Genomic DNA, 20,236 nt, shown 5'->3' with positions numbered 1-20,236 from the left:
CGGTCGCGATCGTGCCTTTCGACACGTTTCACAGACTCGTGATTGCGCTACCAGCAACATTTCGACAAGATGTTTAACTTAAAGAACGTCCGATCCGGGACAAGGTGCGACATTCCTGCCACGCTCGCCCTGTCGGTGGATTGCGGCAGGACCGGGCGCACGGCATGAAATGAGAAATTGGCCCGGGAATCACCGGGTCGGGGGTGGATGACGAAAGTGACAAACGACGTGGTGCGGGTCGTCATTGTGGGCGGCGGTACGGCGGGCTGGATGGCCGGCGCGGCCCTGACTCGTCTTCTTTCGGGACAATGCACGGTCCGCCTGATCGAGTCCGAGGCGATCGGTGTCGTCGGCGTCGGCGAGGCGACCCTGCCCCATATCCGCTCCTTCAACGAACGCCTGGGGATCCCCGAGGCGGAGTTCATGGCGCGCACCCGGGCCACCTTCAAACTGGGCATCGAGTTTCGCGATTGGGGCCGGATCGGCGACAGCTATATCCACCCCTTCGGCACGTTCGGACGCGGCGCGGGGGCGATCGATTTCCATCATTACTGGTCGCGGCTGGCGCGCGAGGGACAGGATCTGCCGCCGCTCGACCGGCTTTCCTATGCCTGTACCCTGGCGCGCGAGGCGCGGTTCGAGCATCCCGATCAGGGCCGGGGCGGCCTGAGTTCCACTTTCGGCTATGCCTATCAGTTCGATGCGCTGCTGTTCGCCCCCTATCTGCGCAGCCTGGCCGAGGAAGCGGGTGCGGTGCGGACCGAGGGCATGGTCGTCGATGTCGAGCGTGACGGCGAGAGCGGGCTGATCCGTTCGGTCACGCTGGCGGACGGCGAGCGGGTGGAAGGCGACCTGTTCATCGACTGCTCGGGCTTCCGCTCGCTGCTGCTGGGCCAGACGCTGGACGAGCCGTTCGAGGACTGGTCGAAATGGCTGCCGACCGACCGCGCCGTCGCCATGCCGTGCCGGACCGAGACCGCCGTCACCCCCTATACCAGCGCGATCGCCATGCCTGCGGGCTGGCGCTGGCGCATCCCGCTTCAGCATCGCACCGGCAATGGCTATGTCTATGCCAGCGACTTCATCAGCGACGGCGATGCCGCCCGCGCACTGGAAGAGGCCGTGGAGGGCGAGAAGCTCGCCGAGCCGCGCCTGCTGCGATTCAAGGCGGGGCGGCGGCGGCGAAGCTGGGTCGGCAATTGCGTCGCCATCGGGCTGGCCAGCGGTTTCCTGGAGCCGCTCGAATCGACCAGCATCTATCTGGTGCAACAGGCGATCACCGCACTGATCGAGCTGTTCCCCGGCCGCCAGATGGATGCGTCCGACCGCGACGAATTCAACCGGGTTATCGATCTGGAATATGACCGGATCCGGGACTTTTTGATCCTGCACTACCACGCCACGTCGCGCGACGATTCGCCCTTCTGGAACTATGTCCGCACCATGGCGATCCCCGACAGCCTGGGCGAAAAGCTGGAGCTGTGGCGCCGTCGCGGCCGGGTGGTGAAGTATCGCGAGGGCGTATTTCTGGATGCCAGCTGGATCGCGGTGTATCTGGGCCAGGGCATCGTTCCCGAAGGCTGGGACCCGCGTGCCGATGTGGCGGGGACCGGCGATCTGGTTCAGGCCGTTGAATCGCTTCGCAGCGAGATCGCTGCCGAAGTCGCCATGCGGCCCGACCACCGCGCCTTTCTGGAACGCTATTGCCCGATGGTGGCGTCATGAGCGCGCCGATCCGCCATGTGCTGGTCGCGGGCAGCGGCCTGACCGCCTGGAGCGCCGCCGCCGCGCTGAAGCGCCGCGCACCGTTCCTGGACGTCACGCTGCTCGCCACTCCGTCCGCCCATGACGCACTCGCCGATCGGATCGCCTGCACCCTGCCCTCGCTGCCCGGTTTCCATGCCGATCTGGGCATCAGCGAGGATGACGGGGTGACGCGGACCGGCGCGGGCTATCGGCTGGGCACGCGCTTTTCCGGCTGGGCGGAGGGGCTGCCCGACTATGTCCATGCCTATGGCGGCTATGGCCACGCCATCGGTCCGGCGGCGTTTCACCTCCATTGGGTCCGCGCCGCGCGCGACGGCCGCGCGGCCCCGTTCGACGCCTATTGCCCGGCGGCGCAGCTGGCGCGAGCGGGTGGCTTCGTGCCGCCGTCGCCGGGCACGCCCTTTGCCGGGCACGACTATGGCCTGACGCTCGACCTCCCCCGCCAGGTGGCGATGATGCGTGCCTTCGCCCTGCATGTCGGGGTCCATGAGGTCACCAATTCGATCGCTCGGGTGCAGGTCGATGCGACCGGCCATGTGACCGCTATCGCAGTGCAGCATGGCGCGCCGCTGACCGCGCATCTCTATATCGACGCGACCGGCCCCGCCGCGCTGCTGCGTGGCAGCATCGACGATGCGTGGCAGGATTGGCGCGACTGGCTGCCCTGCGACCGCTTGCTGCTGGGCAGGCAGGTGTCGGGCGAAGGGGCGCCGGTGCTGACGCCCGCGACTGCCCATGCCGCGGGCTGGCGCTGGTCGAGCGGCGAGCAGGTCGGCATGGCCTATGGCAGCGCGCATCTGTCCGATGCCGAGGCCGCCGCGATGCTGGCACGTGACGGGGCCGTGGCCGACGCCCCCATCGTCATCCGCCCCGGCACCCGGGCCCGGGCATGGCGCGGCAACTGCATTGCGATCGGCGACGCGGCGACGCAGGTCGAGCCGCTGGAATGGTGCAATCTGCATCTGGCGCTGAGCGCGATCGACCGGCTCGTCACCATGCTGCCCGACACCGCCATGGCCGAGGTCGAGGCCGCCGACTTCAACCGCCAGACCCTGGCCGAGGCGGAGCGGGTGCGCGACTTCCTGGGCGCGCATTACCGCACCGCCCGCCGCCCCGAGCCGATGTGGCAGGCCGTGGCGCAGGCCGAACTCCCTGCGTCGCTGGCCCATACGCTCGGCCAGTTCGGCGAGCGCGGGCGCCTGCCCTTTTACGAGGAAGAAACCTTCACCCGCGACAGCTGGGCCGCGATCCTGCTCGGGCAAGGATATCTTCCCCGTCGTATCGACCCGCTGGTCCACGGCGTCCCTGCGCCGCAAGTGAATGCCGCCATGGCGCGGATGACCGACGCGATCGCCGCCGCCCTTCCCCATGTTCCGGCCCATGCGCAGTGGCGCGCGGCCCAGATGAGGCGCCTTACCCGATGATTCCCCATTCCGACCATTTGATCCGCCGGGTCGTCATCGTCGGCGGCGGCACCGCCGGATGGATGGCCGCCGCCGCCTTCGCCCGGCTGCTGAACAACGGCTATACCCATGTCACGCTGGTCGAGTCCGAGGAGATCGGCACGGTCGGTGTCGGCGAGGCGACGATCCCGCCGATCATCACCTTCAACCAGATGCTCGGTCTGGACGAGAACGACTTCCTCGCCAAGACGGCGGGCACGTTCAAGCTGGGCATCGAGTTCGTCGACTGGGGCGAAAAGGGCGAACGCTATATCCACCCGTTCGGCCGCCATGCGCAGGATTTGCAGGGCGTGCATTTCCACCAGCTTTATTTGCGCGAACGCAGCCGTCGCGCCCTGCCCGACATTGCCGAATGGTCGATGAGCGCGGTGGCGGCGAAGGCGGGCAAGTTCGGTCGCGCCAAGCCCGATGCCCGCTCACCGATCCGCGAACTGTTCTACGCCTTCCATTTCGATGCCTCGCTCTATGCGCGCTATCTGCGCGGCTATGCCGAACGCGGCGGGGTGACGCGGATCGAGGGGCGGATCGACGCGGTCAACCTGCGGCCTGACGACGGTTATGTCGAGGCGGTGACGCTGGCCGATGGGCGGCGGATCGAGGGCGATCTGTTCGTCGACTGTTCGGGCTTTCGCGGCCTGTTGATCGAGGAGGCGCTGGGCACCGGCTATGAAAGCTATGCCCAGTGGTTGCCCTGCGACCGCGCGGTCGCGGCGCCATGCGCGCTGCCCAATCCGGCCGAGCCCGATCCCTTCACCCGCGCCACCGCGCGCGATGCCGGGTGGCAGTGGCGCATTCCTCTCCAGCACCGGATGGGCAATGGCCTGGTCTATTGCAGCGACTATCTCGATTCCGAGGCGGCCGAGGCGCAGTTGCTGGGCAGCCTGGAGGGCGAGTTGCTGGGCGATCCCCGCCATCTGCGCTTCACCGCCGGGCGGCGGCGGCAGAGCTGGAACCGCAACGTCGTGGCGCTGGGCCTGTCGAGCGGGTTCTTGGAGCCGCTGGAATCGACCAGCATCCATCTGGTCCAGGCCGCGATCCAGCGTTTGGTGGCGCTGTTCCCCGACACGCGTTTCGACCCCGCCGAGCGCGACGAGTTCAACCGCCAGATGCACGACCTGTATGAGGATGTGCGCGACTTCATCATCCTGCATTACAAGGCGACGCGGCGCGACGACACACCCTTCTGGAACCGGGTGCGCACCATGGAGGTGCCCGACAGCTTGGCGCGCAAGATGGCGCTGTGGTCGGGCAAGGGGCGGCTGTTCCGCGAAGGCTATGACCTGTTCAGCAACCCCAGCTGGGTCGCGGTCTGCCTGGGCCAGGGGTTGGTGCCCCAAAGCTGGGAACCCGCCGCCGATGCGCTGGACGAGGATCTGGTCGCCCAGGCGCTGGAGCAGATGCGCGCAGGTTATGCCGATACCGCCGCACGGATGCCCAGCCATGGCGATTTCCTGCGCATGACCGCCCCCTCCCCGCTGGCCCCCGCCATGACGGCGACGCGTGGCGGGCAGGACGGGTTCGACTTCGCGCGGACGAGCGGCACGGTGCAGGCCAAGGGCCCGCTGCTGTGATGCGCGTGATCCTTCCGCTGCTGGCATTGGCGGCGACCGGCGCGGGGGAAGCGCCGGGGCCGCATCTCAACCAGATCGGCTTCCGCCTCGACACCGCCAAGCGCGCGATCATTGCCAAGGACGGCGCGCCCTTGCCTTGGGAGTTGCTCAACGAAAAGGGCCGCACGGTCGCGCGCGGGCAGGCGACGGTCTTCGGCCCCGACGCCGCCTCGGGCGATACGGTGCAGCAGATCGACTTCGGCACGTTCCGCACGCCCGGCACCTATTGCCTGAAGGTCGATGGCCGCACCAGCCATGCCTTCACTATCGCGGCCGATGTCTATCGCCCGCTGTCGCGCGCCTCGCTCAATTTCTTCTACCAGCAGCGTGCCGGGGTGGCGATCGATGCGCGGTTCGCCGGGGGCACCGCATGGGCTCGCGCGGCAGGCCACACCAAAGAGGTCGTCACCTGCTTCAAGGGGCTTGATCAGGCGGGCACCGACTGGCCGGGCTGTCCCTATACGCTGGACGTGACCGGCGGCTGGTATGATGCGGGCGATCAGGGCAAATATGTCGTCAATGGCGGCATCGCGCTGTGGATGCTGCAAAATCTCTATGAGGTGGATGCCGCCGCGCCCCCCTTCCCCGATGGCAGCGCCGCACTGCCCGAGACGGGGAACGGCATCAACGACCTGCTCGACGAGACGCGCTTCGAAATGCGCTTCCTGTTGGCGATGCAGGTGCCCGACGGCCAGACCATGACGCTGCCGCTCGGGCGGCAGGGTCGCGGCCCGTTGCGGCTGACGCCGGTGGATGCGGGCGGCATGGCGCATCACAAGATCGCCGACCGCCACTGGACGACGATTCCCACCCCGCCCGCCGACGATCATGAGGAACGGCTGCTGTTCCCGCCCAGCACGGCGGCCACGCTGAACCTCGCCGCCACCGCCGCGCAATGTTCGCGCATCTGGCGGGGGATCGACGACGACTTCGCCCGGCGCTGCCTGGTCGCGGCGGGCAAGGCGTACCGGTCGGCGCTGCGCAACCCGGACGTCTATGCCGCGCAAGCGTTCGACGGCAGCGGCGGTTATGGCGATGGCGAGCTGTCCGACGAACTCTATTGGGCGACCGCCGAGCTTTACGCCGCCACCGGCATGCCCGAACTGGCGGAATCGCTGCGCAAGATGCCGCTCCACGCCGCCCCGCTGACCGGCGAGGCGAGTTGGGGCAGCGTCGCCGCGCTGGGCACGATCACGCTGGCGACCGCGACGGGTGTCCAGCCCGCCGAACGTACGGCGGCGCGGGCCAAGCTGGTCGCGCTGGCCGACCATTTCCTCGCCGAGGAAGCGCGGTCGGGCTATCACATCCCCTATGCGTCGACCGCCTATCGCTGGGGATCGAACAGCGTGCTGCTCGGGCGCGGGCAGGTGCTGGCGCTGGCGGCGCGTTTCACCGGTGAGGCGCGCTACCGCGACGGCGCGGTCGATGCGATGGACTATGTGCTGGGCCGCAATCCGCTCGACCAGAGCTATGTCAGCGGTTTCGGGTGGAAGCCGATGCAGAACCCGCACCACCGTTTCTGGGCGCATCAGTTCGACGCCAGACTGCCCGGCCCGCCGCCGGGCGTGCTGAGCGGCGGGGCGAACAGCACCGTCTTTCCCGAACCGGCCTCCGCACCGCTGAAGGGCAAGTGCATCGGCACACGCTGCTGGATCGACGACGCCCGCGCCTATGCGCACAACGAGGTCGCGATCAACTGGAACGCGCCGCTCGTCTGGCTGGCGACCGATCTGACCCGACCCCTGCCCGCCCGCCCCTGACGGCGGCGACAGCCTTCATTCACCCGAACATCGTCACAAAGAGCTACAGAAGAGGACAGAATATGGACCGTCGTAATTTCATGAAGACCGGCATGGCGATGGGCGGTGCCGCTCTCGCCACCGGCGGCGGCACGCTGGCCGCCACACGCGCGGCGGCCGCCACGGCGTCGGACCTGAGCTTTCCCAAGGATTTCCTCTGGGGTTGCGCCACCGCCTCCTACCAGATCGAGGGGGCGGTCAAGGAAGACGGGCGCGGCCCGACCAACTGGGACGTGTTCTCGCACACCCCCGGCAAGGTCGCGAACAACGATACGGGCGATGTCGCCTGCGACAGCTATCACCGTTATAACGAGGACATCGCGCTCCTGAAGAACCTGGGCGTGAAGGCGTATCGCATGTCGATCGCCTGGTCGCGCATCTTCCCTGAGGGTCGCGGCAAGTTCAACCAGAAGGGCCTCGACTATTATAACCGCGTGATCGACGCGCTGCTGGCGGCGGGCATCCAGCCCAACGTCACCATGTTCCACTGGGACCTGCCGCAGGCGCTGCCCGGCGGCTGGCAGAATCGCGACACGGCCAAGGCGTTCGCCGACTATGCGGGCTTCATGGCGGGCAAGCTGTCCGACCGCGTCCATCGCTTCATGACGGTCAACGAGCTGCGCTGCTTCACCGATCTCGGGCACATGGTCGGCATCCATGCGCCAGGCCTGAAACTGCCCCAGGGTCAGGTGAACCAGGTCCGCCACCATGGCTGCCTGGCGCACGGCCTAGGCGTCCAGGCGATACGCGCCAATGCCAAGGCGGGCACGGAGGTCGGCATTGCCGACAATGCCAGCATCTTCGTCCCCGTCATCGAGACGCCCGAGCATATCGAGGCGACCAAGAAGGCGATGCGCGAAGAGAACGCCATGTTCCTGACCGCCGTGATGGAGGGCAAATATACCGACGCCTATCTGAAGAGCGCCGGGGCCGATGCGCCCAAGGTGCAGGCGGGCGACATGGCCGCGATCGCCAGCCCGCTCGATTTCGTGGCGCTGAACATCTACACGCCGACCTTCGTGAAGGCGAACCCGGAGGACCCGCGCGGCTATACCCCGCTGCCCCACCTGCCCAACTCGCCGCGCATGGCCTCTCCCTGGCTCTATGTCGGCCCCGAGGCCGCCTATTGGGGCGTGCGTGCGGTCAGCGAGATGTGGAACCCCAAGGCGATCTACATCTCGGAGAACGGCACCTCGGCCGACGACAAGCTGAACGACAAGGGCTTGGTCGATGACGGCGACCGGATCATGTATCTGCGCAACTATCTGGGCCAGTTCCGCCGTGCGGCGGCCGAAGGCTATCCGCTCAAAGGCTATTTCCTCTGGAGCCTGATGGACAATTTCGAATGGGCCGACGGCTATGGCCTGCGCTTCGGCCTGCACCATGTCGACTATGCGACCCAGAAGCGCACCCCCAAGCTGAGCGCGCAGTGGTATAAGGAACTGATCCGGCGCAACGCGCTGGTCTGATCCGAACACCGGACGAACAGGAAACCCCGCCGGTCGCAGGACCGGCGGGGTTTTCCGCGCGCGGTATCCGGCGTCCATAGAAAAAGGGCAGAGACGGCGTGATGCCATCCCTGCCCTGCAAGGCACCGTTGGGGATAATCGCGGGGTGGGCCGCAACCCACCCCGATCCGGTCAGAAGCGGAAGCGCAGACCCAGGCCGTAATAGCGCCCTTCGTCGCGGATATCGCGTGGGTAGCGCAGGCCATCGCCATATTGCGCATAATTGTTGAACGGCTGAGCCAGGATGTTCGCCGCGTCGAAGGTGACGGTGACCTCCTTCATGATGTTGTAGTTGAAGGAGAAGTCGAGCCGCTGGATGCGGGTCGTACCCTCACCGTTATACACGCCCTGCGCGTTGACGAAATTGTTGTTCAGGAACGCATCGCGGTTGTTCAGCGACAACCTGGTCGATACGTCGCCCTTTTCGTAGAACAGCGCCACGTTGTAGGTCCAACGCGACAACCCCGGAATTCGGACGAACGGCGCCTCGGTCGTGCCGCCGACGCTGCGGAACACGTTGGCCGGATATTGCTGGTCGCCGATCAAATAGGTGGTGTTGGCCTGAATGCCAATGCCGCTCCACAGGCCAGGGAGGAAATCGAGGAAGGTCTGCGCCCCCAGCTCGAAGCCCTTGATCTTGCCGCGCCCGGCATTTTCGGGGCGGTTGATTTCCAGCAGGCCGTAAACCGGGTCGAGGGTCCGGTTGACGTAGTTGCTGATGAAGCCCTTCAGATCGCGGTAGAACACCGCGCCGGTGATCGAGGCGGTCGGCGAGAAATAATATTCTACCGTCGCATCGTAGTTTTTCGACGTCAGCGGCTGAAGATCGGGGTTGCCGCCGTTACCATAGGCATCCGGGCGGCCTTGAAGCCCTGGCGCGAAACGCGTATCGAGCACCGGGTTGGAAACCGGGGTCGCCGTATTCTGCGTGATGTAGATGGCCGGGTTCAGCTGGCCGAATTCAGGCTTGGTCCGGGTGATCGTAAAGCCCAACCGGACCTGCAGCTTATCGCTGGGCCGCACGCGCAAGCTGACGTTCGGCAGAATGTCGACATAGTTCGCCTTGACGCTACGCACTTCGGCGCGGGTCACGCCGTTGAACGTCACGTTCGACAGACCGGTATAGCGACCGACCGTATTGACGACGCGCGTGCCGATCAGGCCGTCGAAGCGGACCGAGCCGATATCGAATTCATATTTGGTCTGGCCATAAAAGGCATAGGTCTGTTCGGTGGCATAGAATTCCGCGAACGGATCGAGCTGCACCGTCGGCGACTGCCAGCGGTTCAGCGCATCGCGATAGCCCTGATCGGTCGGATTGCCCGCGATGATCCGCTGCAGCGCGTCGATTGAAAACTGGCGGAGCTGCGCTGCATTGCCCGCAATGCCTTCGCGCGACGGCATCAGCCAGCTGGTGAAGCCCTGATTGCCGCGGAAGGCGTTCTGGGTCAGCGCCAGGCTTCCGGTCGGGGTTTGGGCCAGCGGAATGCCGAGCCATTCGGTATAGGCATAGCGATTGCCGCGCTTGAGCGAAGCGTCACGATCGGTCCAGCGGACACCGATCTGCAGCTTGGGGAACAGCGACAGGTTGGTGTCGAAGTCCAGGTCGCCACGCCACTGCCAACCCTTGCCCTGCACGCGGTAGATGCTTTCGAAATAGCCGCGCCAGATATAATTGGCGGGATTGGAGGCATCGAAGCCCGGCAGGCTGAAGGAAGAACCGCCATCGACGAAGAAGCGGACATCCGTTGTCGGTGAATTGGCGAAGGCCGAGTCGAAGCTCCACTCGTTGCTGCCATATTGCGACGTCGTATAGGCCAGATCGGTCGAGAAATGCGCAGGTCCCAGGTCCCACTTGCCGCCGACCGCAACCTGATAGGTGTCGGTATAGGCCTTGTTCGTGCTGCGATAGGCCTCGGGACGGATGCCGCCGACCTTGGTCAGGCTCTCGACCTGACGCGGTTCGCCTTCGCGCAGCACCACATTGGTGAAGCTGGGGCTGCCATCGACCAGCGGCACGCGCAGCCAGTCATTGGCGGTTTCGCCGCGATAGCTCTGATAGAGGAAGTCATAGTAGATTTCGAGGTTGTGCGCCGGGCGCCACTGGACATTGGCATTGACCGCCGGGCGCCAGCGCTTGCCGCTGTCGTTGTAAACGCCGACATTGACCGGGATCGCCCAGCCACGGCCGACCGAGGACGGGCTGATCGTCGAAGTCGAACTGGGATTGGTGACATAGCCATCGGCCCAGCGGACCGCGTTGCGATACTGCGCCTGGGTATAGGCGGCGTTGACCAACCAGCCGATCTCGCCGATCGCGGTGTCGGCGCGCTGGCTGATGAGCAGGTTGCCCAGCGGGTCGAACTTTTTCGACTGGTCGTTATAGGTGCCGCGAATGCCGCCCGCGACCGTGAAGCCCTTTTCGAAATCGAAGGGCCGGCGCGAACGTACGTTGATCAGGCCCGCCAGGCCCGGTTCCAGCAGGTCCGCAGTGCCCGACTTGTACACCTCCAGACCGGCCAACGCACCGGCGGGGAAGTCCTGAAGCGCGGCGCGGCGGTTCTCTGCGGTGAAGATGTCGCGGCCGTTAAAGGTCGTCGCCACGTCGGGCAGACCGCGGACCAGCACCTGCGTTACTTCGTCGCTGTAGCGGCTGACCTGAATGCCGGTCACGCGCGCCAGCGACTCGGCCGCCGTATTGTCGGGCAACTTGCCGATGTCCTGCGCGACGATCGCGTCGAGGATCGCGTCCGAATTGCGCTTGATCGCCTGCGCCGAGCCCAGGCTGGCGCGGTAGCCGGTGACGACGATGTCGCGCGGATCGGTCGGTGCGTCGGTCAAGCCGGTGGTCGAGGACTGGACCGGGCTGCGGTCCGGCACTTCGGCGACGTCCTGACGAATGCCGACGGCGGTCTGCGTCTCGACCGGGGCGTTCGGATCGGCGGCTTGGGTCGTCTGCGCGTCGGTCGACGTCTGGGCCATGGCGGGCGCCGCCAGCAACGCCCATGGCGTGACGGACAGCAAAAGGACGTGACGCTTCATCAGACTTCCCCTCATATTGGCCCGAATTTTCGGTGCCGGTGACGGGATGATTTGTCTGACTAACGCCAAACCGCGTCAAGCCGAAGGTTACAAAAATTTTATACGCACTTCAGATAGTGGATTTCCGGCCACACCCATTGTGGCAAGCCTTTGAGGATGTTAGCGCTTTCAATGGATTATTTCGGTGATAATTCAGTGGGGTAGGAACCTGCCCGAGTACCCGTCGGACGACGCCTCACTTGTCCGTCTTTAGGTCGGCGTACCGGCCCTCATCGCGCATGGCGGTCCGGCCGCCGGAAACGACCGCGACCTATTGTATCAAAATCGGGCATGGGATCGTCACCCGGCGAATCAACGACATGGTCAGGACGCCCCTTTCTCCACGACCGGCCATCCCGCCGCGTTCCAGCGAAGCCGGGCGATCCGCAATGTCGCCACGCCCCCGGCGGCCGCGTCATAGGCATGGTGCACCAGATAATGGTGCCCATCGCGATCCCGCATCACACCCGCATGCCCCGGTCCCCGAAAGCGATCGTGTCCCGCCGCATCGGCCTGGAGAAGCACCGTCCCGCCACCTTCGCGCATCGCCCGGCCCGAACGGTCCAGATAGGGACCCTGGATCGACCGCGCGCGCCCGATGCGCAGATGATAACTGCTCTTGGTACCCCGACAACAAAAGTCGAACGACACGATCAGCCAATACCAGCCGCCATGATCGATGATGAAGGGGGCTTCGATCGCATTGGTCTTGTCGTCCATGTCGCGCCGCGCGATCATCTGAGGCTTGGCGCCCATAACAGGCTTGCCGCTTCGCGGATCGAGCCGGATCAGTTGGATTCCGCCCCAGAAACTTCCAAAACTCAGCCATTCGCCGCCCTGGCGATCACGCACAAATGCCGGGTCGATCGCATTATACGGATCACCCTCGCGCGAGGCGATGACCAGCCCCTCGTCCCGCCAGCCATAGCCGGGCGCGTCCGGGTCCAACGTCGTGGCCGTCGCCAACCCGATCGCCGAATGCTGCGTGCCGAAGCGGGAAACCGAGTAATATAGCCGATATCGACCGCCGACCCGCGCGATGTCGGGGGCCCACATCTCCCGCGCGCCGGGCACCGCTGTCCTGGCCCAGTCCGGCAGATCGGGCAAAGGCGACGGCAACGGGGTCCAATGCCGCAAATCGCGCGAAGTCCGCGCCACCAATGGCCGCCGGTCACGTTGCCCCGTCGAATAGACGTAATAACGATCGCCTTCGCGGATCAGCACCGGATCATGCGCCGGGACGACATCGCCCGACAGAGCCGTCTCGCGCGGCGCCGAGATCAGCGCCTTGCTGCCCAGTGCCACCGCACCGACGAGCACCATGGCCCGCAACAAATACAGGCTGCGCGATCGGTGCAATTGGCGCATGATGAAACCCCCGCTCCACTGCCGGATCATGAGTTCGCCCGGCGTCCTGCTATAACCGGGTTATAGTCCGACATAAATCGACGCAAGTTGCGCAACGATATCTGAGACTATTCTCTGATCATACCGGGATTTGGCGGGCCCCTTCAAACGAAGACAGGCTCCCGGATTGCCGAACCGTCTTCCTTGATTGCCGTCGTCGGCTCCGCACGGCCGAGGCTATATCAGATGCGTGCGCGCCTCGTCGCCCGTATTTCATTCCTTGATCCCGTGCCTCAATTCCTCGCTTCGCGCAGGGCATCGAGTTCTGCCAACCGCTCCGGATCGTCCGCCGCCAGCGCCTCTTCGAGGTAGAAGCCATAGGGTATGTCGCGCACCAACTGCCGCGCTTCCTCGCCATATCCTTCGGCAATGACAGCAAATGCATCGACCAACTCGCGGAGAAAGCCTTTGTCCATGTTCTCGAGTTGCCATCCGAGCATTCCCATCATCTTCTCCCCGATATACGGATCAAGATCGTCTTCGGAAGTGAGTTCGACGAAAAGGACATATTCCGCTATGATATGCGCGACTTGCTCAGCGATCATGGCTTGACGACCTTTACATGAATGTTGGTAACGTTCATCCTTCGGAGCAATTTGAGCGCCTTGACCTTCTGAACCGGCGTCGGAACCTCCCAAAGCCCGATCAGACGATTTTGCGCCAATACCTCCGACTGCCGCAGGACCTGCGCCCGTGCATTCGCCATGTTTCTTACGCTCCACTTGCGATCAATCACGTAATCGCCTTGGACGCCATCGAATTTTACGGGCCGCCTCGACCCGTCTGACATGGTTCGCGTCAATGTCGGCGCATGACCGGATCGCGCGCCAGCAGCAGAGTCGTTATATGATTTCCACGGCTTGTCCGACTTGATCGTTTCTTTCACCCAGCCGATCTGCGGAGGGTCGAATGTCGGACGCGGCCTCATCATGCGAAGTCGGCGGACCGCCGCAACCTTCGAGAGTCCGGCACCAGGCGCCGCCGCAAGTGCGACATTTCCCGCAACCGTCGCTGAGGCACGGCCAATATCCCGTGCAGTGGCATGGGAGACGGCGGCGGCCGCCCGCGAAACCTGGACCCGAGCAGGAATATCCTCCGCAGCGATCGCGGCATCGATCCTATTCGCAATGCCGCTGGCAGCGTCGCGAACGGTCACCACCGGGTTCGTCGTCAGTACGGCCCGGATATCCGCGACCGCTCCCCTCCCGACGTCGTAAAGCCCTTCACCGACGCCACCGACAAACTCGGCAACGGGATTCGGATGCCCACGGGATCGCGCGCTTCCGACAGGTTTCGTTTTCGCACTCGATAGACCAGGCCGTTCAGGCTTCTTGGCTTCTCCCGTCGCCGATCCTTGCGGCGACAGTCCCACCTTTGGCAGGGCTATACGCTGCGACTTGCCGCTTTCTCTCCCAGCGCCCAGAGCCGTGCGTCCCGTTCGGCCCAAGGCGCGACCACCTGCCTCGGGAATCGCATCGCCAGCACCTGCGGCTCCCTGGCGCCCTGCCCCCGCAGAGGTAAACCGGCCGTTCGCCGAATCGTGCCAAGGGTTGAATTTGAGCTCAAGACCGTCAGGCCCCAGCGCTTGCGGCAGCCTACCCGTTCGCAGCCACCATGAAAAAGCACGTGCCTCCCTATTCTTAGACGCCTCTGCAATATCGCCCCACCCTTTCTCGGAACATATACAGAACAGATGGCGAATTGTCAATGTTGCTCATCGCTCGTCCGATGGCCTGGCATTATGGCTGTGTTTTCAAACGACTATCCACATGCTGCGTTGCTGCTTCAGGATAACATGCACAGGCTCGAAGGAGCCCGTCTCTGTTCGACTGGCTTCGGATTAAACTGCTAGGGGTGCGAATGTGCTATCGAACAAAAGGTCGCAAAGGGCCTGCTTGGCCCCGCCCATCTATTTCGCCGCGTCAATGTGCCAACAGCTCTTCGCAACGAGCCATGAGGTCGTCGATCCGACCAGGATCAGGCAGCAAATCAACGTCTACTTGCCGAATGCCCTTTAACGCCGTCGTGGAATATCAAGCGACCGTAGATCACGAATGGCCGTTAGCGATCTGACGATCACCGTCATTCGCCGCTTTCCGAAGCGGTCTGGGTCAGTGAGGGAGCGAAAGATGGTTCGCTTGCCAGTCGAACATATAAGCTCATCGCAATATCGACATCTTACGCTCGGTAAGATGGTGCCCCTGGCCGGACTCGAACCAGCATGCCTTGCGGCGTTCGATTTTGAGTCGAATGCGTCTACCAATTTCGCCACAGGGGCAGCGAAGAGGCGCTGCTAGACGAGGGTGATGCGCGGTGCAAGCGCCGATTGTCGGGATCAGGGGCAATCATGAAGCGCCACGCATACGAAGAGCACGAGCGTGTAGAGCAGGACCAGGACAATCGCGGTCAGGTAAAGCGGTAGGATCAGGGCCTTGGTTCGGGTACGCCAAGGCAGCATCCAAAGGCCGATCAGCCCAGGTACGGATGCCAACGCCGCAAGAGCATAGAGGAACGCGGGCGCGCCAATTCCAGACCCTACGGGATCGGACCAGAGGATGGCCAACCACGTCAGCGGTGGCCCGAAGGCCATCAGCAATATAGCGGCGATCCAGCGCGCGGCCTTGCCCGCCATCAATTCACCGGCGGCCGCTGGCGATAGCTTAGCGCTTCGGCAACATGGATACGCCCGACCGGCTCCGCCCCCGCCAGATCGGCAATGGTGCGGGCGACGCGCAGGACGCGGGTATAGCCGCGTGCGGTCAGGCGCATTCGTTCAGCCGCCTCGACCAGCAGGGCGCGGCCTGCATCGTCCGGGGTCGCAAAGCGTTCCAGCCATGGCCCGTCCGCTTCGGCATTGGTCCGGATCGTCACGGCGGCATCGCGGTAGCGTTCGGTCTGGCGCGCGCGTGCCGCCGCCACCCGCGCGGCGACCGTCGCGGATGATTCGGCGGCAGCGGGAGCGAACAGGTCGACGGCGCGAACCGGCTGGACCTCGACGGACAGATCGATCCGGTCGAGCAGCGGCCCGGAAATCTTGGCCTGATAATCCGCCGCACAGCGCGGCGCGCGGGCGCAGGCCAGCGCGGCGTCACCGAGATGGCCGCAGCGGCACGGGTTCATCGCCGCGATCAGCTGCACCCGCGCCGGAAAGGTCACATGCGCATTGGCCCGCGCGATGCTGACCGTGCCGGTCTCCAGCGGCTGGCGCAGCGAATCGAGCACGGCACGCTAGAATTCGGGCAGTTCGTCGAGGAAGAGGACGCCCAGATGCGCAAGGCTCACCTCGCCCGGCCTGGCCTTCAACCCGCCACCGGTCAGCGCGGCCATCGAGGCCGAATGATGCGGCGCACGAAAAGGTCGCGTGCGGGTCAGACGCCCCTCGGCCAGCGTCCCGGCCACCGACTGGACCATCGAGACTTCCAGCGCCTCGGCCGCATCGAGCGGCGGCAGGATGCCCGGCAGGCAGGCGGCCATCAGCGACTTGCCCGACCCCGGCGGACCGCTCATCAGCAAATTATGGCCGCCAGCCGCCGCGATCTCCAGCGCGCGGCGGGCGTTTTCCTGCCCCTTCACCTGCGACAGGTCAGGGCCGGACACGCCCTCCTCCACCAGTCCGCCTTCGGCGGTCGGCAGGACGGAATGACCTTTCAGATGGTTGATCAGCGAGAGCAGGTCGGGTGCCCCGATCACCGCGCCACCGCCCGCCCAGCTCGCCTCCGCCCCTTGCGCGGCGGGACAGATCAGCCCCTTTTCGACCGATCCGGCATGGATCGCCGCCAGCAGCACGCCCGGCGACGGGCCGATCCGGCCGTCCAGCGCCAGTTCGCCGACGACGACATGATCGGCAAGCAACTCGGCATCGACCACCCCCATCGCCGCCAGCAGCGCGAGCGCGATGGGCAGGTCGAAATGCGACCCTTCCTTGGGCAGGTCGGCGGGCGACAGGTTCACGGCGATCCGCTTGGGCGGCAAAGCGAGGCCCATGGCGGCGATCGCGGCGCGCACCCGCTCCCTGCTCTCCCCCACCGCCTTGTCGGCCAGCCCGACCAGATTGAAGGCGGGCAGCCCGGCGATCAGTTGCACCTGCACCTCGACGGCACGCGCCTCCAGCCCCAGATAGGCCACCGTGGACACGATCGTCGCCATGCAAATCCCCCTGTACGGGCGCTCCCCTGCCCGCTTATGCTTCCTGCAAAGGATGCTGGCCGACCGCAAGGGGCATAGGTGCATGGCAGGTGCGCACAGCGGATTGACTTGAAAGCCCGCTTTGCGTAAGCGGCTTGCCACCAAGGCCGTCCTCGTGGCGGCCGTTTTTATTCAGACGTATCCAAGGAATGAACGATGAAGCGTACCTTTCAGCCGAGCAATCTGGTGCGCGCTCGCCGTCACGGCTTCCGTTCGCGGATGGCCACGCCGGGCGGCCGTGCCGTGATCCGCGCGCGTCGTGCACGCGGCCGCAAGAAGCTGTCGGCGTAATCACGACGCTGACCCGCCGCCGCGATTTCCTCGCGGCCAATGGCGGGCGACGCGTGGCGATGCCCGGCTTCGTGCTGCAGGTTCGCCCGCGGGATGACGGTGACGCTGCGATTCGCGTCGGCTTCACCGTCACCAAGAAGATCGGAAACGCGGTCGTTCGCAACCGGATGAAACGCCGGTTGCGGGCGCTCGCGCGCGATCTGTTGCCGGAAAAGGGCATAGCGGGCGCCGACCATGTCCTGATCGGACGGCAAGGCGGGATCGAGCGCGACTATCAGGCGCTCACCGCCGAGCTGGCCAAGGCGCTGACCCGCGCCGCCTCGCCCGATACCGGCGGCCATGACAAGCCCCGCGAACCGCGCGTGCATCATGGCCGTGGCAAGGGGCGCAGCCCTCGCGGCGGCGCGCATCGCCAGCCCGCATCGCCGACCCAAGAGCCCGCGTGACCCTGTTCGCGCGGGTCTTGATCCTGATCGCGCGGGGCTGGCAACTCGGCCCTTCGCTGATCCTGCCGCCCACTTGTCGCTATCAACCCTCCTGTTCGGCCTATGCAATACAGGCCATTGGCCGCTATGGCGCGGTCAAAGGGGGCTGGTTGGCGCTCAAGCGCATTGCGCGGTGCCATCCCTGGGGCGGGCACGGACCCGACCCGGTCCCCTGACACTAACGGGGTTTCCACGTGAACCAAGACCGCAAGAATTTCGTCGTGTTCGCGGTGATCGCGGCGCTGATCCTGTTCGGATGGCCGCTCATCCAGAGCAAGTTCTTCCCGAGCAATCCGCCCGCGACCAAGATCGAGGGCGGCAAGCAGGTGCCCGTGGCCAACAGCACGGCCAACCCGACCGCCACGACGCCGACCGCGATTCGCGACCGCAAGGTCGTGCTGGCCGAAAGCCCGCGCGTGGCGATCGACACGCCGCGCCTGAAGGGTTCGATCAACCTGAAGGGCGCACGGATCGATGACCTCGTCCTGCTCGACTATAAGCAGACGGTCGACAAGAACTCGCCGCCGATCCGCCTGCTGTCGCCGGCGGGTGCCGAGGGTGCCTATTTCGCGGGCTTCGGCTGGCGCACCGACGGGCTGAACCCGCCCGCCGCCGATGCCGTCTGGACCGCTAGCGCCCCCGTGCTGCGCCCCGGCCAGCCGGTCACGCTGAGCGCCGCCAACGCCACCGGCCAGCGCTTCCAGATCACCCTGTCGGTCGACAAGGATTACATGTTCACCGTCCAGCAGACGGTGGCCAATGGCGGCAATGCGGCCGTGCCGGTCGCGGCCTATGGCTATGTCAATCGTGGCATCTCGGCGGATCCCGATACCTGGACGATCCATGTCGGCCCGATGTCGGTCAACAACGGCTCGGCCAATTATGGCCCGAACTGGAAGGACCTCGACAAGGCCCCGACCCGCTTCACCACAACCGGCGGCTGGCTGGGCTTCACCGACAAATATTGGCTGGCGACGCTGATCCCCGATCAGGCGAAGGCGTTCGACGGCCAGTTCCGTGCGGGCGCGGGCCAGACCTATCAGGCCGACTATACGCTCCAGCCGCAGACGCTGGCACCGGGCAAGCAGCTGACCCAGACCACGCGCTTCTTCGCAGGCGCCAAGGAAGTGGCGCTGCTCGACCGCTATACCGACAAGGAAGGCGCGACGAAGCTCGATTACGCGCTGGACTGGGGCTATCTGCGTGTCCTCGAAAAGCCGATCTTCTATTATCTCGATTGGCTGTTCCGCCTGGTCGGCAATTTCGGCGTCGCGATCATCCTGCTGACCGTCACCATCCGTGCACTGATGTTCCCGATCGCGCAGCGTCAGTTCGCCTCGATGGCGGCGATGCGGGCGGTGCAGCCCAAGATGAAGGCGCTGCAAGAGCGGTTTAAGGACGACAAGGTCCGCATGCAGCAGGAGGTCATGGCCCTTTACAAGCAGGAGAAGGTCAATCCGCTGGCGGGCTGTCTGCCGACGCTGATCCAGATTCCGATCTTCTATGCGCTCTACAAGGTGCTGATGCTGACGATCGAAATGCGGCACCAGCCGTTCGTCGCCTGGATCAAGGACCTGTCCGCGCCCGATCCGCTGACCCCGGTCAACCTGTTCGGCCTGCTGCCCTTCGTCCCGCCGCACTTCATCGCGATCGGCGTCGTGCCGATCCTGCTGGGCATCTCGATGTACTTCCAGTTCAAGATGAACCCGCAGCCGATGGACGATGCGCAGAAGCAGGTCTTCGCGATCCTGCCCTGGGTGCTGATGTTCGTGATGGCGCCGTTTGCGGTCGGCCTTCAGGTCTACTGGATCACGACCAACTGCATCTCGATCCTGCAGCAGCGCCTGCTCTACGCCCGCCATCCGGGCCTGAAGCAGCCGGTCGCCAAGTGAGCGAGCTTCCCACCCCTGCCCCCTCCGACGAGCCGAAAGGCTTTTCGGAGGAGCTGGTCGAGTCGGCGCGCAAGCTGTTCGCCGGGCCGGTCACCTTCCTGAAGTCCGCGCCTGCGCTGAAATTCCTGCCCGATCCGATCGTGCCGGAAGTCGCGGTCGCGGGGCGCTCGAACGTCGGCAAGTCGTCGCTGCTCAACGCGCTGACCAATCGCAGCGGGCTGGCGCGCACGTCGAACACCCCGGGGCGGACGCAGGAGCTGAACTTCTTCGACGTCGGCACGCCCCCGCTGCTGCGCCTCGTCGACATGCCGGGCTATGGCTTTGCCAAGGCGCCCAAGGACATGGTCAAGCAGTGGCGCTTCCTGGTGAACGACTTCCTGCGCGGACGGCAGGCCCTGAAGCGTGCGCTGGTGCTGATCGACTCGCGCCACGGCATCAAGGAAGTGGATCGTGAGATCCTGGAGATGCTCGACCGTGCGGCGGTCAGCTATCGCATCGTCCTGACCAAGGCGGACAAGGTGAAGGCGACCGAGCTCGCCGACGTCATCGCCCGCACCGAGGTCGAGGCCCGCAAGCGCGCCGCCGCGCACCCCGAAATTCTCGCCACATCCAGCGAGGGCGGCATGGGGATTGCCGACCTGCGCGCCGCCGTGCTCGAAGCCATCGGCTGAGCCGCTGCGGCGGGGACTCGGGCGTCATGCGCCGGGTCCCCGCCTTCCTCGATTCGCGCGGAAACGCGTCTCCCAAT

At 65.3% G+C, this 20,236-nt stretch carries 15 protein-coding genes, 1 tRNA gene and 1 pseudogene; 10 read left to right on the top strand and 7 right to left on the bottom strand.

What is annotated here, in order from left to right; all coding sequences use genetic code 11:
- Window positions 1–207: 207 nt before the first annotated feature.
- From ACQR50_RS04605 to ACQR50_RS04585, 5 genes are all read left to right on the top strand, one after another.
- Window positions 208–1,725, top strand: a complete 1,518-nt coding sequence (locus tag ACQR50_RS04605; RefSeq protein ID WP_428969971.1) for a tryptophan halogenase family protein — start codon at window positions 208–210, stop codon at window positions 1,723–1,725.
- Window positions 1,722–3,191: a tryptophan halogenase family protein gene (locus ACQR50_RS04600; protein ID WP_428969970.1), complete on the top strand. Its 1,470-nt coding sequence runs from the start codon at window positions 1,722–1,724 to the stop codon at window positions 3,189–3,191. Before ACQR50_RS04605 ends, ACQR50_RS04600 begins: the two co-directional genes overlap by 4 nt.
- On the top strand, window positions 3,188–4,801 hold the full coding sequence (locus tag ACQR50_RS04595; RefSeq protein WP_428969969.1) for a tryptophan halogenase family protein: 1,614 nt from the start codon (window positions 3,188–3,190) through the stop codon (window positions 4,799–4,801). Before ACQR50_RS04600 ends, ACQR50_RS04595 begins: the two co-directional genes overlap by 4 nt.
- On the top strand, window positions 4,801–6,600 hold the full coding sequence (locus ACQR50_RS04590; RefSeq protein WP_428969968.1) for a glycoside hydrolase family 9 protein: 1,800 nt from the start codon (window positions 4,801–4,803) through the stop codon (window positions 6,598–6,600). The genes ACQR50_RS04595 and ACQR50_RS04590 overlap by 1 nt, the downstream gene beginning before the upstream one ends.
- 62 nt (window positions 6,601–6,662) lie before the next feature.
- A complete protein-coding gene (locus ACQR50_RS04585; protein WP_428969967.1) occupies window positions 6,663–8,108 on the top strand; it encodes a GH1 family beta-glucosidase in 1,446 nt (481 codons plus the stop codon).
- A 171-nt stretch (window positions 8,109–8,279) separates the two neighbouring features.
- On the opposite strand, the gene ACQR50_RS04580 is transcribed toward ACQR50_RS04585, so the two are convergent.
- The 7 genes and pseudogenes from ACQR50_RS04580 to ACQR50_RS04550 all read right to left on the bottom strand — a co-directional run bounded on the left by ACQR50_RS04580 (window position 8,280) and on the right by ACQR50_RS04550 (window position 16,781).
- A complete protein-coding gene (locus ACQR50_RS04580; protein WP_428969966.1) occupies window positions 8,280–11,189 on the bottom strand; it encodes a TonB-dependent receptor in 2,910 nt (969 codons plus the stop codon).
- Window positions 11,190–11,552: 363 nt separating this feature from the next.
- On the bottom strand, window positions 11,553–12,596 hold the full coding sequence (locus ACQR50_RS04575; RefSeq protein ID WP_428969965.1) for an arabinan endo-1,5-alpha-L-arabinosidase: 1,044 nt from the start codon (window positions 12,594–12,596) through the stop codon (window positions 11,553–11,555).
- Window positions 12,597–12,868: 272 nt separating this feature from the next.
- Window positions 12,869–13,180 carry a hypothetical protein gene (locus ACQR50_RS04570; protein ID WP_428969964.1) on the bottom strand — a complete coding sequence of 104 codons (312 nt, stop codon included), beginning with the start codon at window positions 13,178–13,180 and terminating at the stop codon, window positions 12,869–12,871.
- On the bottom strand, window positions 13,177–13,791 hold the full coding sequence (locus tag ACQR50_RS04565) for a hypothetical protein (RefSeq protein WP_428969963.1): 615 nt from the start codon (window positions 13,789–13,791) through the stop codon (window positions 13,177–13,179). Before ACQR50_RS04565 ends, ACQR50_RS04570 begins: the two co-directional genes overlap by 4 nt.
- A gap of 1,037 nt (window positions 13,792–14,828) precedes the next feature.
- Window positions 14,829–14,913 (bottom strand) — tRNA-Leu (locus ACQR50_RS04560).
- 57 nt (window positions 14,914–14,970) lie between these two features.
- A complete protein-coding gene (locus ACQR50_RS04555) occupies window positions 14,971–15,267 on the bottom strand; it encodes a hypothetical protein (RefSeq protein ID WP_428969962.1) in 297 nt (98 codons plus the stop codon).
- A pseudogene (locus ACQR50_RS04550) lies at window positions 15,267–16,781 on the bottom strand (YifB family Mg chelatase-like AAA ATPase). Before ACQR50_RS04550 ends, ACQR50_RS04555 begins: the two are co-directional and overlap by 1 nt.
- Window positions 16,782–16,976: 195 nt before the next feature.
- Between ACQR50_RS04550 and rpmH the strand changes: the two are divergent.
- Genes rpmH through yihA form a run of 5 tightly spaced genes read left to right on the top strand, consistent with a single transcriptional unit; the run spans window position 16,977 to window position 20,159 of the window.
- Window positions 16,977–17,111, top strand: a complete 135-nt coding sequence (rpmH, locus tag ACQR50_RS04545; RefSeq protein ID WP_042490346.1) for a 50S ribosomal protein L34 — start codon at window positions 16,977–16,979, stop codon at window positions 17,109–17,111.
- Window positions 17,112–17,170: 59 nt separating this feature from the next.
- On the top strand, window positions 17,171–17,557 hold the full coding sequence (gene rnpA / locus ACQR50_RS04540) for a ribonuclease P protein component (RefSeq protein ID WP_428970642.1): 387 nt from the start codon (window positions 17,171–17,173) through the stop codon (window positions 17,555–17,557).
- Between the two features lie 2 nt (window positions 17,558–17,559).
- Entirely contained in the window at window positions 17,560–17,772 is a 213-nt protein-coding gene (yidD, locus tag ACQR50_RS04535) for a membrane protein insertion efficiency factor YidD (protein ID WP_428970641.1), read from the top strand.
- 18 nt (window positions 17,773–17,790) lie between these two features.
- Window positions 17,791–19,488, top strand: coding sequence for a membrane protein insertase YidC (gene yidC, locus ACQR50_RS04530; protein WP_056429889.1), 1,698 nt, complete (start codon window positions 17,791–17,793; stop codon window positions 19,486–19,488).
- Window positions 19,485–20,159, top strand: coding sequence for a ribosome biogenesis GTP-binding protein YihA/YsxC (gene yihA / locus ACQR50_RS04525; RefSeq protein WP_428969961.1), 675 nt, complete (start codon window positions 19,485–19,487; stop codon window positions 20,157–20,159). The genes yidC and yihA overlap by 4 nt, the downstream gene beginning before the upstream one ends.
- Window positions 20,160–20,236: the final 77 nt, after the last annotated feature.

The organism is Sphingomonas sp. Xoc002 (genome assembly GCF_050408055.1).
Classification (GTDB): Bacteria; Pseudomonadota; Alphaproteobacteria; order Sphingomonadales; family Sphingomonadaceae; genus Sphingomonas; species Sphingomonas yabuuchiae.
This window is presented reverse-complemented; position numbering and strand designations above follow the sequence as displayed.